The organism is Nocardiopsis sp. NPDC049922 (assembly GCF_040660275.1).
GTDB lineage: Bacteria > Actinomycetota > Actinomycetes > Streptosporangiales > Streptosporangiaceae > Nocardiopsis.
Genome location: NZ_JBFAME010000011.1, coordinates 1 through 14334 on the forward strand (window position 1 = coordinate 1; position 14334 = coordinate 14334).

A 14334-nucleotide genomic window follows, 5' to 3' on the forward strand; every position below is an offset into this window, starting at 1 on the left:
ATGCGCCCCGTCGAACTCTCCAGTGACAGGCTCACCCTCCGCGAACTGCGCCCTGCCGACGTCGACGACCTGCTCCGGGTCTACGGCGACCCGGAGGCCGTCCGGCACCTGTCGTTCACACCGCGCACGAAGGAGCAGTGCGCCGCCATCATCGAGGCCGCGGTCGCCGACGCCGAGCGGGAGGACAGGAGCGTGTACATGCTCGCTGTCGCGCGCCAGGACCGTCTGGTCGGCAGCGCCCGCCTGGGGGTGGACGAGCGCCCCCACAGCGCGCAGATCGGGTTCGCCCTCCGGCCCGACATGTGGGGGCAGGGGCTGGGCGACGAGCTCGTCGGACTTTTGCTCCGGTTCGGCTTCGAGGATCTGGGGCTCAAACGGATCTGGGGTGCGCGGTCACCGGAGAACCATGCCTCCGAGCGCGTCATGCTCAGGGCCGGAATGGTGGAGGAAGGACGGATCCGTCGGCACCTGTGGACCCGGGACGCCTGGCGCGACTCCATCGTCCACTCGATCCTGGACGACGAGTGGGCTCCGAGCTCACCGACACGCAAGGTATAGGTCGCCCAGAGCCCCTGCCCCGGACCGAGTGACGGGAGGTGATCCCGGCACGCACCAGAACCTCCCCCCTCTCCACAGAACGCAGAGATCACCAGCAGTCGGTCAGAGCCACTTTTCATACGACGTTGGCAACGGCCACATGCGGCCAGGGCAATCCAACACGAGGTGTATCCGGGCGGCCACTAAACTACGCTCTGGTGTCGCTTCGACGGTTCCGTCCTGAGGGGCAACGGCACGAGCCGACCCTGGCGGGGCTCCTCCCGAGCCGTTCTCCGGCCCGCCCTCCCTCTCCACTGAAAAGGTCTCCATGCAACTCCAGCCCCCACAGCCCAGCCCGACCACCTATCCCGAGCGCTTCCCCGCCCCTGGGCCGGTGCGGGGCCTGGCCGTTGTGCTCTGGATCTCCGCCGCCATCTCGTTGGCCGTGCTCGTCATCAACATGGCCACCGCGCCCATGTTCGACGTCGAACCCGGGTACGCGTTCGGTTACTCGCTGCCCCATACCCTCATCGGCGTGCTCCTGGCCGTGACCGCCGTCCCGATCACCCGTGGCCGTTCCTGGGCGCGAACCATGGCCAAAGTCGTCCTCATCATCCAGATCGTCCTACAGTCGATGATGTTGATCAGCGGAACCAGTCCCTTCTGGGCGTTGTTCCTGCTCCCGCTGTCCATCACCGGGGTGATTCTGCTGCACCGGCCCATGTCCCAGTGGTTCTTTTCGGTCCACCAGCGGGCTGCCAACCAGGAGTACACGCAGCAGTACGCGGCCCACCCCCCGCACCAGCAGGTGGGTCAGGGACACTACCCGTCCCAGCAGTACCCGCAGCAGACCTACAAGCAGCAACCGCCTCAGAACGGCTCCTGGGACCAGTATCCCCACCAGCAGTAGTTGTACGGCGGAGGCTCGGCCACCCGCACAGAGTGGCCGAACCTGCTGTTTTCCGGGCAGAGCAGTTCGCCGCGACAAAGAACCAAGCACAAGTCTTACATCGACATCGTTCTGGACGATGGCTGGAACCCCGACAGCCCCTTTTGGAGCCCAGCCCAACCGGACGAGCTTCGACTGCCGGATCGGCCCTGTGAAAGGCTCCCTCGCTCCCGCGTGCCCGCTCATCCAGGCTGCCGAGTTCCACGAGGAGATCCCTTCCACGGTGACCGGCTCAACCGGGAGAGAGCCCTCCCCACCCGTGTCTACCCCTGTTCTGGGGAACCGTCGACCACCTCTTCGAACACGAGCCGGACGTCAACGCCACCCCTCAAGAAGGAATGAGAAGATAGGTACAGCGGCAGCCATAGTCCGGTGAACAGCGTGAGGCAGGACGTTCTCACTGTCGGGGGTCACAGAGCCCAGCAACACCTCAGCGACCGGAGGCGTAACAGCAGTGAAGGCGAAGGCCGCCTCAAAAAGGGTGGCCGATCGCGGTACTGCGGCCGTATCCAGGACAGGGCACCACCGCCGACCCACGACCGGCAAGAACCCCGCGAGGTGCCATCGGACGCCGCCCACCCCGTTTCGTGCTCCACAGTTATGGACTGACACGACACCCAGCGGCACCACACGGCCCCAGACGGCACTACGGATCGGATGGGGTGACACGAAATGGTACGTAGCGACACGTAGCTTTACGTAACCAGCGAACTTCCAATCCGATGGCAGCGGTAGTGCCCTGGTGCACCCCTGCGGGTGCACCACATCGGCCGGGAACGTGCACCCGGAGGGTGCACACCTCCCAGCGGAACGCGGGGCAACGCGGCACAACCAAGGGACCACCTCCCCCACAACCTGCGGATTCTCGTGTTTTCGCAGGTCAGAACACTTATCGACCGCAGTTCAAGTCCCGTCACTCACCCCAGAGCCGACAAGGCCCTGACCAGCGAAAACGTTCGCTGGTCAGGGCCTTTCGCGTTGCCGGGGGTGCATCGGAGGAACCGTCCCGGCGTCTCCGGACCGGTCGGCCCCGGGTCAGATCAGACCGCCACGCGACGCGGCGTGCACCGCCGAGGCCCGGTCGACGGCCCCGAGCTTGTCGTAAATGTGCAGCAGGTGAGTCTTCACCGTCGCCTCGCCGATCCGCAGACGGCTCGCGATGGCCCGATTGGTCATGCCCGTGGCCACCAGCCGGAGCACCTCGGTCTCCCGGGGGCTGAGCACCGACCCGGTCTCCTCCGACACCGGGCCGCTGAGCGCCGCCAGGGCGGCGGCCGTCAGCACCGGACGGCCCTGGGCGACCTCGTGGACCGCCCGGACCAGTTCTTCCCGAGCCGCGTCCTTCAGCAGGTAGCCATCGGCTCCGGCTCGCATCGCCTCCCGAATGTCGCGGTCGGTGTCGTAGGTCGTGAGCACCAGGATCCGGCAGCCCTGGGGGTGCCGCCGACGCAGTTCCCGGATCGCGTCCACACCGGACCCGCCGGGCATCCGCAGGTCCATCACCACCACGTCGGGTTTGGTGTGTTCGGCCATGGCGATCGCCTCCACGCCGTCCCCGGCCTCCCCCACCACCGCCAGGCCGGGCTGGGCGTCCAGGAGCCCGATGAGGCCGTCGCGGACCACCGGATGGTCGTCGACCACCAGCAGCGTGATCGGGTCGGGGTTCATCGGGGCACCACCGCGCTGACCGTGCACCCCTCTCCCAAGCGCGACTCCACCGACCACTGTCCGGCTACCTCGGCCACCCTCGCCGCCATCCCCGCCAGCCCGTGCCGCTGGCTGTCCGGTGCCTTCACCAGGCGGTCGTGGTCGAATCCCACGCCGTCGTCGTACACGTCGACCATGACCATCTCCGGCGGCCAGCTCAGGGACACCGTGACCTGGCAGTCTCCGGCATGCCTGGCCACGTTGGACAGCGACTCCTGCACCACCCGCAGCACCACGTGGTCGTGCTCGGCCGCAGGGCCCGGTGAGCCGTCCACCACCAGCTCGGACTTCAGTCCCGTCCGCTTCGACCAGAGCTCCAGCTCCTCCCGCACCGCGTCGGAGAGCCCCTGGCTCTGGAGCTGGCGCGGCGCGAGGGCGACCACCGCCCGGCGGGCCTCGTCGAGACAGGTGTGCGCGCTGGCCTCCGCCAGTTCGAGCCGCTGCCGGGCGACTCCCCCGAGCTCCGTGTCGGGGATGGCCTGAAGCTGCCTGATCACCGCCACCAGCCCCTGGGCGACCGTGTCGTGGATCTCCCGGGACAGCCGGGCCCGCTCCAGCGACACACCGGTTTCCCTGGCCTGGTCCAAGAGTTGCCGGTGGAGTCGGAGATTGCCGCGATGGGCGGCCGCGAGTTCCTCAGCCACCCGTTCCCGCCTTCCCACCTCTGTCTCCCGTGCCTGCTCCAGCCGCAGAATCGTCTGGGAGATGACCAGGTTGACCAGCGTCAACACCAGCACGACCCAGGGCCCGCTCCACAGCCCGGCGAGTCCGCCCGCCTGCCCGAAGGCCGAGAGCACGCTGGTCGCCACCACGACCGCGACGGTCCACCCACCGTCGAACCAGCGCCGGGCGTCGAAGTAGCCGACGAAGGCGTAGATGGCGAGGTATGGATTGAGCGCGGTGGCCAGGAGCAGCAGCACGGTGTGGAACACGATGCCGGTCTTCAGTACCAGCCCGCTGACCGAACTCTCCCCGTACCGGAGGAGCGCCAGCCTCATCATGATCAACGGCAGCGTCAGGAGCGCCGACCACAGCAGCCATTCGTGTGGGAGCAGCCCTGGCGGCAGCCAGGCCACCGCATGGGACAGCAGCAGCAATCCGATCGGGGCTGGGGGCCAAGGCATGGAGCGATTATGGCCCGCCTCTGGAGCGGGAGCCACCTCACCGGTATCCACCGATCGGTGGATGGACGCCGTCCAGTCGGTTGATGCCCGCGTGTGGCGCCGAACCCTAGCGTCGAGGGCATGAGTCAGGACACCGTCGCCCCCGACAGCTCGACCGCTGACACGAGCGTCCGCCTCCACGGACTCGACGCCCTGCGAGGCGGGGCGCTCCTGCTCGGCATCGTGTTGCACGCGCTGTTGCCGTTCCTCCCCGGAATGCCGTGGGTGGTCACCGACCCCACCCCCACCTTCGCCGTGGCCGTGCCGATCTTCGTGATCCACCTGTTCCGGATGGTGCTGTTCATGGCGCTGGCCGGATATTTCGGCGCCATGGTGCTCGGGCGCCGCGGCCCGTGGCGCTACCTCAAGGACCGTGTGACACGGATCCTGCTGCCGGCGGTCGTCTTCTGGCCGGTGTCCGTGGGTTCTCTGGCCCTGTTGGCCATCGCCAACACCGCGTGGCGCGGTGCACCGGCGCCGGAGGCACCGGACGCCGCGACGGGTGGACAGAGTCTTCTGATGCTCTTCACCCCGGCTCAGCTGTGGTTCCTCTGGACGTTGACGCAGATCGTGGTCAACGCCCTGGTCGTCCGGGCCGTCGCACACCGGTTGTTCGGCCCGGAGCGGGTGCGGCGCGTGGTCGCACGCGCGGGCGATGTGCTGTCCTCACCGGGCGGAGTGCTGCTGGCCGCACTCCCCTATCTGGCGGGGCTCGTGATCCAGGGGGACCTCACCGGCGGGGGCATCGATGCCCCGATGACGATCGTGCCCGAGGCGAGCTCGCTGGTCCCCTACCTGGGCGCCTTCGCGGTGGGCTGGGCACTGCACTCCAGCGGGGCAGCTCTGCCGCGCCTGTCCGGTCACTGGGTCCCGTACCTGGTGGTGGCGGTGGCCACCACGGCCGCGGCGCTCCTCGCCATGGACGGGTGGGCGCTTCCACTGCCGGTCGAGGCCGCGCTCATCGCGGTGGCGGGATGGACCTGGACCTACGGCCTCCTCGGCGTGTGCGTGCGGCACCTGACCCGGGAACGGCCGACCGTGCGCTATGTCGCGGACGCCTCGTACTGGGCCTATCTGATGCACATGCCGCTGCTGATTCTCGGGGAGATCCTGGTCGCCGACCAGCCCTGGCCCGTCCTGGTCAAGCTGGGGGTGGTGCTCCTCGCGACGTGCCTGGTGCTGCTGGTGAGTTATCACCTGCTGGTGCGCTCGACCCCGCTCGGACGGTGGCTCAACGGCAGACGGTACCCGTTCCGGCCCCATCCGATCGCCCCGGTCGGCCGGGAGGAGCCCGACGGGTCGACGCACGCGGGGGCGGGCGCCGTCTCCTCCGCCGCCCCCGGCACACGCACCGCGGCCCCCTGACCGTGGCGATCACCGGTGAGGGCGGCACCGGCAAGAGCCAACTGACCGCCCAGATCGTCGCCGAGGTCTCCGACCGCTTCCCCGACGGCCGACTGGAGTTCGAGCTGTACGGAGGCACCGAGCACGAGGGCTCCGCGCAGTCCGGACCGCCCCCGCGGGGCGGGTTCGCCCTCGTGCAACGCCTCAGCCGCTCCCTGCGCCGCGGCGGATCCGGTTGGTCGCGGCGCGGATCCACGGACGACGGATACCGCGACCCCGACACCATCGCCTCGGTGCAGCGCGAACCGCGCCGCCCCCAGGACGTCCTCACACAGATGCTCACCACGATCGGTGTCCGTGTGCCCGGGGGCACCTCCCTGGACGAACTGAACGTCCTGTGGAAGACCGAGACCGAGGAGCGCCGACTCCTCATCGTCCTCGACAACGCCAGGGACTACGCCCAGGTCGAGCCGCTGCTGCAGAGCGGGCGCGGCTGCGCGGTCCTCATCACCAGCCGCGACGGTTTCCCCGACGCCCCGCATCCCGTGCTCCGCCGCCGACTGGACACCCTGTCGCACGACGAGGGCCTGGAACTGCTCAACCGACGCGTGAACACCTCCCCCGTTCCCTGTCCGAGGACGACCGTGCCGCGCTGCCCGGTCTCGCGGCCGCCTGCCACGGATTCCCCAGGCCCTCTGCCTGGTCGCCAGCCAGATCACGCAGGAACGCGGTCTGAGCGCCGCCGCCGTCCTCCGCCACATGGAGGATCCCGCCCTCCGGGTGGAGATGCCCGGGCCGAAGGCCATCGCCGCCTCCCTCGCCTCCAGCCTGCGACGCTGCGCACCGCGCGAACGGCTCCTGCTCAACCGCCTGGCGGGCGCCGGGCTGACCACCTTCACCGCGTGGTCGGCCGCCGCCCTGCTGAGGGTCTCCGAGGACGAGGCCACACCGGTCCTGTTGGAGATGAGCCAGCGCCACCTGGTCACCCACCTGTACGAGGCGGGCGGATTCGACCGGTACCAACTGCACGACCACGTCCGCGAGACCCTGCTGCTGAACGGTCCGCACAGGCTCGGCGTCCCGGAGGAGGAGCTCCCGGACTGGTTCACGGGAGGAACTCGAACGCGCGGTGGAACGGCTCCTGCGCGCGTTCGACCGGCTCGCGACCGAGGCCGCCCGCCGTGCCGCGCCGCGTCAGTGGAGTTTCGGCGGCGACCTGTACCGCCCCGACCTCCCCTCGGAGCCTTTGTGGAAGCCGGAACAGTCCGGCCTTCCTGAGAAGACCGACCCCATGACCTGGCTGGACACGGAACACCGGAGCTTCGAGACCTGCTTCCGGTGGACGCGGCCGAGCGGCGAGGGGTCCCGGTACACCGGGGCGCGGCACCGTCGGCATCAGCGCGCGATCGGGTACGGATGGCGGTTGCGCCGTGCCTTCTCCGTCCTCTGCCAGGCCGGACACACCCGGTGGGAAGCCATGCGGGAGGCGACCCAGGAGGCGGCCGAGCTCGCCCTCGAGATGGGCGACCCCCTCGCCTACGCGATCTCCCAACTCGACCGCGCCGAGGTCGCCAGCGGCCAGGGCGACCACGACACAGGACACGAACGCGCCCTGACCGCGCTGTACGTCCTGGACCACCTGGAGGACGTCGACGACCGGTGGCTCGCGCGGGCACACCGCGCGGCGGGGGCCAACCTGTACCGGCGCGGCGATCTCGACGACGGCCGCGCCGAGATCGAGACGGCCGTGCGGATCTTCACCGACCACGAGGACCGCTGGTGGCAGGTCCGGGCGCTGTGCAACCTGGCCGAGGTCTACCGGTTCCAGGGACACCACGTGCGCGCCTTCGACCTGCTCGACAACGCGCAGGACCTCCTCGTGGGGTCCCAGAACGTCCCCGAGCAGTGGGCCAGGGTCCAGCTCCAGATCGGCGAGGTCCTCCGCCTGCGGGGGTTCGCGCTCCACGCCTGGTTCGTCCTGGAGGCGGAGCGGGAGTTCACTCGGATCGGCGACGACTGGGGGCGCTGGCGCACGTGCCTGGTCCTGGGCCAGGTGAGGATGGCCCACGACCGGCGACTCGGCAAGGAGGAGATGCTGAGGGCCGCCAAGGGGTTCCTCGCCCTGGGGACACGTGGTGGCACGCCCGCGCCCACCGACTGGCGGCGGAGTCACTCCAGAAGGCGGGACGGCTCAACGAGGCGGAGGAGCTGGCGAGAGTCGCGGTCGAGGGGTACCGGGGACCGCACCACCGTTCCGGGCAACTGCGGGCGGTGAAACTCCTGGCGGAGACGCTGCTCCTCCTAGCCGAGACGCTCTTCCACCGCGATCGGCTGGCGGCCCTGCGCACGGCCCAGGAGGCCGTGGAGCTGGTGGAACTGGCGGAGCACGACGTCCGGTCGGGGGCGGTGCCGAACGCGCTGTTCCAGGAACTGCGGGAGACGACGAGGGAGACCCGCAGGCTCCTGCGAGCGATCCACGAAGGGCACGACTGACCACCGGGGATCGGGGCGACCACGGAAGGAACGCCCCGGACGGACGCCCACGGACGCACTCGGGGAAGGGAACGCGGCCCCTGGGAGACCATTCGGTGAACTCCGGACTGAGGTTGAGCCAACGCCCCACCTGTCGGCTTTGTCCACCCACCGGGCAACGGCAACATAACGGAATGCGCCCGAATCTCGTGTGGCGTGCGACGCCACCAACGACCCCCCGACCGGGAGACGGAGCCGAACACCCGCCCCCCGTGTCCCGGGGCGACCGCCGCTTCCGCCCCGAGGTGCAGGGGCTGCGCGCCGTGGCCGTGCTCCTGGTCCTCGTCTACCACCTGGACCCGCGGCTGCTCCCGGGCGGCTACGTCGGCGTCGACGTGTTCTTCGTGATCTCCGGCTTCCTCATCACCTCGCTCCTGCTCCGCGAGGCCACGGAGCACGGCCGGGTGGCGCTGCGCCGCTTCTACGTGCGGCGCGTGCGACGGCTCCTGCCCGCCTCGACCGTGGTGCTGGTGGCCACGGGCGCCGCCGCGCTCGTGCTCCTCCCGGTCACCCGGCTCGCCGACACCGCGTGGCAGCTGGTGGCCTCCGCCGCCTACGTCGAGAACCTCTACCTGGCCGACCAGGCCGTGGACTACCTGGCCGCCGAGGCGCCGCCCAGCCCGGTGCAGCACTTCTGGTCGCTGTCGGTGGAGGAGCAGTTCTACGTCGTCTGGCCGCTGCTGTTCCTGGTGTGGGCGCTGGCCCGGCGGCGTCTGCGCGCCTCCACGGGGCTGCTGGTCGCGATTCTCGGCGCACTGTTCGTCCTGTCCCTGGCGACGTCGGTCCTGCTGGCCCTCGAGGGCACCGCGGCGGCCTACTTCCTGCCCACGACCCGGGCCTGGGAACTGGCGGCGGGTGGGCTGCTCGCGGTCGCCCTGGCCAGGGGGAGCCTGCCCGTCCGGCTTCGGCTTCCGCTGGGCTGGCTGGGCCTGGTCGCGATCGCGGCGGCCGCCGTGCTCTACGACGAGGGCACGGTCTTCCCCGGGTGGGCCGCGGCCCTGCCCGTCCTCGGCGCGGTGGCCGTGATCGCCGCCGAGGACTCCCCCGGTCCGCCCGCCGCGTCGGCGGTGCTGGGGACGGCGCCGGCCAGGTTCGTCGGCGACATCTCCTACTCGCTGTACCTGTGGCACTGGCCGCTGATCATCCTCACCCTGGCGGTGACCGGGCGCGAGCGGTTGGGCGTGCTCGACGTCGTGCTCGTGGCCGCGCTGTCCCTGCTGCTGGCGTGGGGGACGAAGGTCTGGGTGGAGGACCCGGTACGCGAGCGCGGCCTGGTACCGGACGGGCGCGGGGCGCTCACCGTCGCCCTGGCGGGCCTGCTGGCGGTGAGCGCCGTGGCCGCGGTGGGTCTGGTGCGGGTGGAGCGCTCCGGGTCGGTGTCCTTCGACCCCGACGTGCACACGGGTCCGGCCGCGATCGGCCAGTCGGCGCCCTCGTCAGGAGAACTGATGTATCCGGCGCCGCTGGACGCCGCCGAGGACCTGCCCGCGGTCTACGACGACGGTTGTCAGGCCTCCCAGGAGGCGACCTCACCGGACACCTCGTGTGTGTACGGCGTCGAGGACGCGGAGCGGACGGTCGCGGTCGTGGGCGACTCGCACAGCGCCCAGTGGATCCCGGCCCTGGAGGAACTGGCGCTGGAGCGTGACTGGCGGCTCGTCGTCCTCACCAAGTCCGCGTGCGCGTTCACGGACACGATGACCGCCCAGGGGGATTCGGGTCCGTACGAGGAGTGCCGGACCTGGAACCGCGCCGTCGTCGAGGAGCTGCTCGACCTGCGTCCCGACCTGGTGTTCACCAGTTCGTCCGCCATGGCCGACCCCGCCGAGGACGTGTCCGGAAGGGACGCGGAGGCGCTGATGGCCGAGGGCATGAGCCGGTTGTGGGACCGGGTGGGCGAGGCGGGGATCGACGTGGTCATGATCCGCGACACCCCCCGGACGCGGGAGGACGTCCTCGAGTGCCTGTCGGCCAACACGGACGACCTGTCCCGTTGCGACCAGTCCGAGGATGAGGCGCTGCGGCTCCCCGATCCCCAGGAGACGGCCGTCCGGATGATCGACGGCGACGCCGCGCTCATCGATCTCAGCGACCGTTTCTGTGCGCGGGGCACGTGCCCGGCCGTGGTCGGGAACGTGGTCGTCTACCGGGACTCCCACCACATGACGGGGACGTACTCGCGGATGCTCAGCACGGACCTGGGCGAGCGGGTGGACGCGGCACTGGACTGAGGGGCGGCGGACCGCGCTACCCCGGGTACGGGGGGTCGTGCGGGTCGCCGTCGGCCTCCGCGACCTCGGGGAACAGGCCGCGCAGTCGGCTCGCGACCTGCGTGAACCCGCCCCGTTCGAGGACACGTACCTGGTCCCGCGCGAAGACCGCGCGCTCGTCCTCGTCCCGCGCGGAGTCGATGAGACCGCGGAGGATGGCCACCTGGACGTCCTGTTCGACGGCGTGGGAGCCGGTGCGTTCCTCGGCCGGCCACCAGTAGCTCTCGTACCCCTCGCCGTCGACGTCGCCGCCCGGCCCGGGCGGCGGGGAGTCGTCGGGGCCGTCGAAGGGCGCGAGCTCCTCGTAGTAGGCCGCGTCGTCGGTCGGATCGGGTGCGACGCGGCCCGTCGGCGGCGTCGACGGGGGTGGGGGCAGCAGCGCGGTGAGGTCCTCCTCGGCCTCGCGGATGGCCTCCCGCAACGTGCGGTCCTTGCGCAGGGCGGCCATCCGACCCAGGCGCTCGGCGTCCTCGTCCGTTGGGCGCAGGCGCACGTCCTCCGCCCACACGACGATTCCGGAGCCGGTGACCGCCCGCTCGACGGCGAGCAGCGCCCCCAGTTCGGCCTCGGCCAGGCCGTGGTCGACGGGGTCGACGTCCCGGGCGAGTTCGGCCGCCCTGGTCACCACGGCGTGCACGGCCGGGCCGGTCGGGTTGCGCAACCGCAGGTCCACGTGGCCGTCCCAGCGCCAGTGCACCAGCGCGGAGAAGTCGAGCCGGTGGTCCTCGACGGCACTGGGCAGAGCGACCGTCCGCACCCGGGCCCCCGGCGTCCGCCCATCGTCCGCACCCGGGGACATCCGTCCTTCGGGCCCGGTCCCCTCCGCGCCACCCGTGCCGAGCACGTCCGCGCCCGCCGGGGGACGCGCCAGGACCGCGACGGCCAGGAGGACGGCCGGTACCCACAGCACGGCCCACACGGGTGGCAGGAGGTACACGGCGCAGGGGACGGCGAGGGCGACCGCGGCGACCGCCATGACACGCGGTTGGAGGACGGGGGACACGTGGTGCGTCTCCTCTCGCGGTGCGGCGTCGGGGAGCGGAGCCGTGACCGAGGGGGGATTCGGTGCGGTACCGCCTCACGACAGTGTGCCCGAGTCGGAGAGCGGTGGGGCACGAAACACCCCCGAGCGACGGGACGGCGCTGCTCCGGGGCTCGGTGACCGGGTCGAGGGCGAACCCCCGAAAGCGAACGTGCCCGAGGGGGAGTCCCCTCGGGCACGCGGTGGCCGGTCGGTTCAGTGACTCGGGGCCGCCTGCGGGTTGGCGCGGTGGAAGGCCTGTTGGGCCTGGCTGTCCCGCTCCCAGCGGACGAAGCGTTCGCTCTCGCCGAGCAGCATCGTGGTGAGCCACACCGCGACACCGACGTCGTCTGCGACCCCCAGCACCGGGATCATCAGTTCGGGCAGGAAGTCGATCGGGGAGATGATGTACAGGAACAGGGCCAGCATCCCCGCCAGCTTGGCTCCGCTCAGTTCCGGGTACCGACCGCTGAGCCGGGCCCCGACCATCCTCGGCACCGCACCGGCGCGCCGCCACACGGAGATACGGCTGTCGGTGTTCTGGATGACCTGCCAGGCGGCCGCTCCGGCCGCGGCACGGTTTTCCTTGCGCATCGCTCGTCTCCTCCGGCAAGGGGGCTTCTCACGATATGACGCGAATCCCGTCTGATTCGTTCCCGCTGACCTCGACCACGAACCCCCGACCTCAGACGCCCGCCGTCTGCGGCTCCGGCTCCTCGGCCTCCACCACAGCCGACGAGGGGGACGACTCCTGGACCCGGGTACGCCGCCCGAGCAGCGGGGACAGGGCGATCAGCACCCCGACCAGGGCCACCGAGGTGACGAAGATCAGGCCGGGCTGGAACTGTTCGAGCATCTGGGCGGCCCCGCCGCCGGCACCCTCACCGGTCGCGTGGTCCACCGCGATGGTGGCGGTCGTGACGGCGAGGACGAGCGCACCGCCCACCTGGGCCGAGGTCTGCACGAGACCGGCCGCCAGCCCCTGCTCGTCGTCCGCGACGCCCGCGGTGGCCTGCACGTTGATCGCGGGGAAGGCGAGCGCGAAGCCGACGCCGAGCAGCAGCGCGGTCGGCAGGAGCATCGGCAGGTAGGAGAACTCGGCCTCCACCCGTAGGAACAGCAGGTATCCGGCGGACAGGGCGACCAGGCCCCCGACGATGAGCGTGGGCGTGCCGAAGCGGTCGATGAGGCGGTCGGCGAACGGTGCGCTGAACGCGACGAGCAACCCGGCGGGGAGCAGCGACAGCGCCATCTGGAGTGGGCTCTGCTGCAGGGCCTGCTGGAGGAAGAGCGTCAGCAGGAACTGGAAGCTGATGAAGGAGCCCATCAGCGCCACGGCGCCGACGTTGGCGCGGACGAGCGTGCCGCTGCGCAGGATGCCGAGGCGGACCAGGGGGAAGCGGACCCGGCGCTCGACCCACACGAACAGGGACAGCAGTGCCGCGACGCCGACGAACGACGCCAGGGTGATCGGGTGGCCCCATCCGGTCTCGGGCGCGGTGACCACGGTGTACACGAGCAGCAGCATGGTCGCGGTGAGGGTGGCCGCGCCCACGAGGTCGTAGCCGCCGCGGGCGTCGGGACGGTCCTTGGGGATGAGGGCGAACCCGGCGACCAGGGCCAGCAGAGCGAAGGGAGCCCCGAAGAAGAAGGTCCAGCGCCAGCCGAGGGACATGAGCAGTCCGCCGAACAGCAGACCGGAGGAGAAGCCGCTCGCGCCGAAGACGGTGTAGACCGACAGGGCGCGGTTGCGCTGGCGGCCCTCGGCGAAGGTCGTGGTGAGGATGGACAGCCCGGTGGGAGCGGTGAAGGCGGCCGCGATGCCCTTGACGAAACGGCTGGCGACGAGCAGGGCGCCGCTGTCCACCAGGCCGCCGACGACGGAGGCGAGGGCGAAGACGCCCAGGGCGACGAGGAACACCCTGCGACGGCCGAGGAGGTCGGCCGTGCGACCGCCGAGCAGGAGGAAGCCTCCGAAGCCGAGGACGTAGCCGCTGATCACCCACTGGAGGGTGGCGGTGGACAGGTCGAGTTCGGCCCCGATGGAGGGCAGGGCCACGGCGACCATCGACACGTCGAGGCCGTCGAGGAAGAGGGCGAGCGACAGGACGATGAGCAGCGCCCACAGCCGGGGCGACCACCGTTCGTCGTCCCGCGTGGTTCGGGAGGTGCTGTGGGTCTGTGGAGAGGTCATGTGCCGAGACATTACATGCACACGCATCTAATGTCTACGCATTAGATGTCATTGCATGAAGCGTCACCGCGTGTTAGGATCCCGACCATGCCCCTGACACCGGACGGCGAGCTGTGTGAGCGGTGGCGGCAGCTGATGACCCGCTACCACGACATCTCGTGCGCGCTGGAACGGGCCCTCAGCCAGCAGCACGACCTGGGGATCAGCGAGTTCGAGACACTCGATCTCCTCGTCAAGTCCCCGTGCGGCAAGCAGTTCGTCCACGAACTCCAGGCGAACATCCACCTGAGCCAGAGCGCGCTCTCGCGAACCGTCGCCCGACTGGAGAAGCGCGGCCTGGTCACCCGGGCGATGTGCACCGACGACCGGCGCGCGGTGTCCGTGACCCCCACGGAGAAGGGCCGCCGGCTCCACGCCGAGGCCGCGCCCACGCACGCGGCCATCCTGTCCGAGCACAGGGGCGAACTCCAGCCGCAGGGGTAGGGCGTGTGCCGCGGACACATCCACGGTGGGCGGACCGGGAGCGGAGTTGTCCACAGATCGCGAGAGGCCGTTGAGACGGCCATCGGTGTGCGGCATCCTCGAAGGTGAAAGCACTCCGACATCCACACCGCCAG

The 14334-nt window shown here is 70.6% G+C and carries 13 protein-coding genes; 8 read left to right on the plus strand and 5 right to left on the minus strand.

What is annotated here, in order from left to right:
- On the plus strand, positions 1-558 hold a 558-nt coding region (locus AB0I72_RS20320), incomplete at its 5' end, for a GNAT family N-acetyltransferase (protein ID WP_358570867.1).
- Between the two features lie 307 nt (positions 559-865).
- Entirely contained in the window at positions 866-1447 is a 582-nt protein-coding gene (locus AB0I72_RS20325; RefSeq protein ID WP_358570870.1) for a hypothetical protein, read from the plus strand.
- A gap of 1074 nt (positions 1448-2521) precedes the next feature.
- Here AB0I72_RS20325 and AB0I72_RS20330 read toward each other — a convergent pair.
- Both AB0I72_RS20330 and AB0I72_RS20335 read right to left on the minus strand, forming a co-directional pair.
- Positions 2522-3154 carry a response regulator transcription factor gene (locus AB0I72_RS20330; protein WP_358570873.1) on the minus strand — a complete coding sequence of 211 codons (633 nt, stop codon included), beginning with the start codon at positions 3152-3154 and terminating at the stop codon, positions 2522-2524.
- The gene (locus AB0I72_RS20335; RefSeq protein WP_358570876.1) at positions 3151-4317 is read right to left on the minus strand and encodes a histidine kinase; all 1167 of its coding nucleotides are present in this window, start codon (positions 4315-4317) and stop codon (positions 3151-3153) included. Before AB0I72_RS20335 ends, AB0I72_RS20330 begins: the two co-directional genes overlap by 4 nt.
- A gap of 120 nt (positions 4318-4437) precedes the next feature.
- Here AB0I72_RS20335 and AB0I72_RS20340 point away from each other — a divergent pair, with 120 nt between their 5' ends.
- The 5 genes from AB0I72_RS20340 to AB0I72_RS20360 all read left to right on the plus strand — a co-directional run bounded on the left by AB0I72_RS20340 (position 4438) and on the right by AB0I72_RS20360 (position 10463).
- Positions 4438-5721, plus strand: a complete 1284-nt coding sequence (locus tag AB0I72_RS20340; protein WP_358570879.1) for an acyltransferase family protein — start codon at positions 4438-4440, stop codon at positions 5719-5721.
- Positions 5722-6459: 738 nt separating this feature from the next.
- Positions 6460-6978 carry a hypothetical protein gene (locus AB0I72_RS20345; RefSeq protein WP_358570882.1) on the plus strand — a complete coding sequence of 173 codons (519 nt, stop codon included), beginning with the start codon at positions 6460-6462 and terminating at the stop codon, positions 6976-6978.
- A 13-nt stretch (positions 6979-6991) separates the two neighbouring features.
- On the plus strand, positions 6992-7975 hold the full coding sequence (locus AB0I72_RS20350) for a hypothetical protein (protein WP_358570885.1): 984 nt from the start codon (positions 6992-6994) through the stop codon (positions 7973-7975).
- On the plus strand, positions 7972-8193 hold the full coding sequence (locus tag AB0I72_RS20355; protein ID WP_358570888.1) for a hypothetical protein: 222 nt from the start codon (positions 7972-7974) through the stop codon (positions 8191-8193). The genes AB0I72_RS20350 and AB0I72_RS20355 overlap by 4 nt, the downstream gene beginning before the upstream one ends.
- A gap of 173 nt (positions 8194-8366) precedes the next feature.
- On the plus strand, positions 8367-10463 hold the full coding sequence (locus AB0I72_RS20360) for an acyltransferase family protein (RefSeq protein ID WP_358570891.1): 2097 nt from the start codon (positions 8367-8369) through the stop codon (positions 10461-10463).
- 16 nt (positions 10464-10479) lie between these two features.
- On the opposite strand, the gene AB0I72_RS20365 is transcribed toward AB0I72_RS20360, so the two are convergent.
- The 3 genes from AB0I72_RS20365 to AB0I72_RS20375 all read right to left on the minus strand — a co-directional run bounded on the left by AB0I72_RS20365 (position 10480) and on the right by AB0I72_RS20375 (position 13717).
- The gene (locus AB0I72_RS20365) at positions 10480-11505 is read right to left on the minus strand and encodes a hypothetical protein (RefSeq protein WP_358570894.1); all 1026 of its coding nucleotides are present in this window, start codon (positions 11503-11505) and stop codon (positions 10480-10482) included.
- 234 nt (positions 11506-11739) lie between these two features.
- Entirely contained in the window at positions 11740-12117 is a 378-nt protein-coding gene (locus AB0I72_RS20370) for a YkvA family protein (protein WP_358570897.1), read from the minus strand.
- 91 nt (positions 12118-12208) lie between these two features.
- Complete coding sequence (locus AB0I72_RS20375; protein WP_358570900.1) at positions 12209-13717, minus strand: MFS transporter; 1509 nt, start codon at positions 13715-13717, stop codon at positions 12209-12211.
- Positions 13718-13804: 87 nt separating this feature from the next.
- Between AB0I72_RS20375 and AB0I72_RS20380 the strand changes: the two genes are divergently transcribed.
- Positions 13805-14200, plus strand: a complete 396-nt coding sequence (locus AB0I72_RS20380) for a MarR family transcriptional regulator (RefSeq protein ID WP_358570903.1) — start codon at positions 13805-13807, stop codon at positions 14198-14200.
- The last annotated feature ends 134 nt before the right edge of the window (positions 14201-14334 follow it).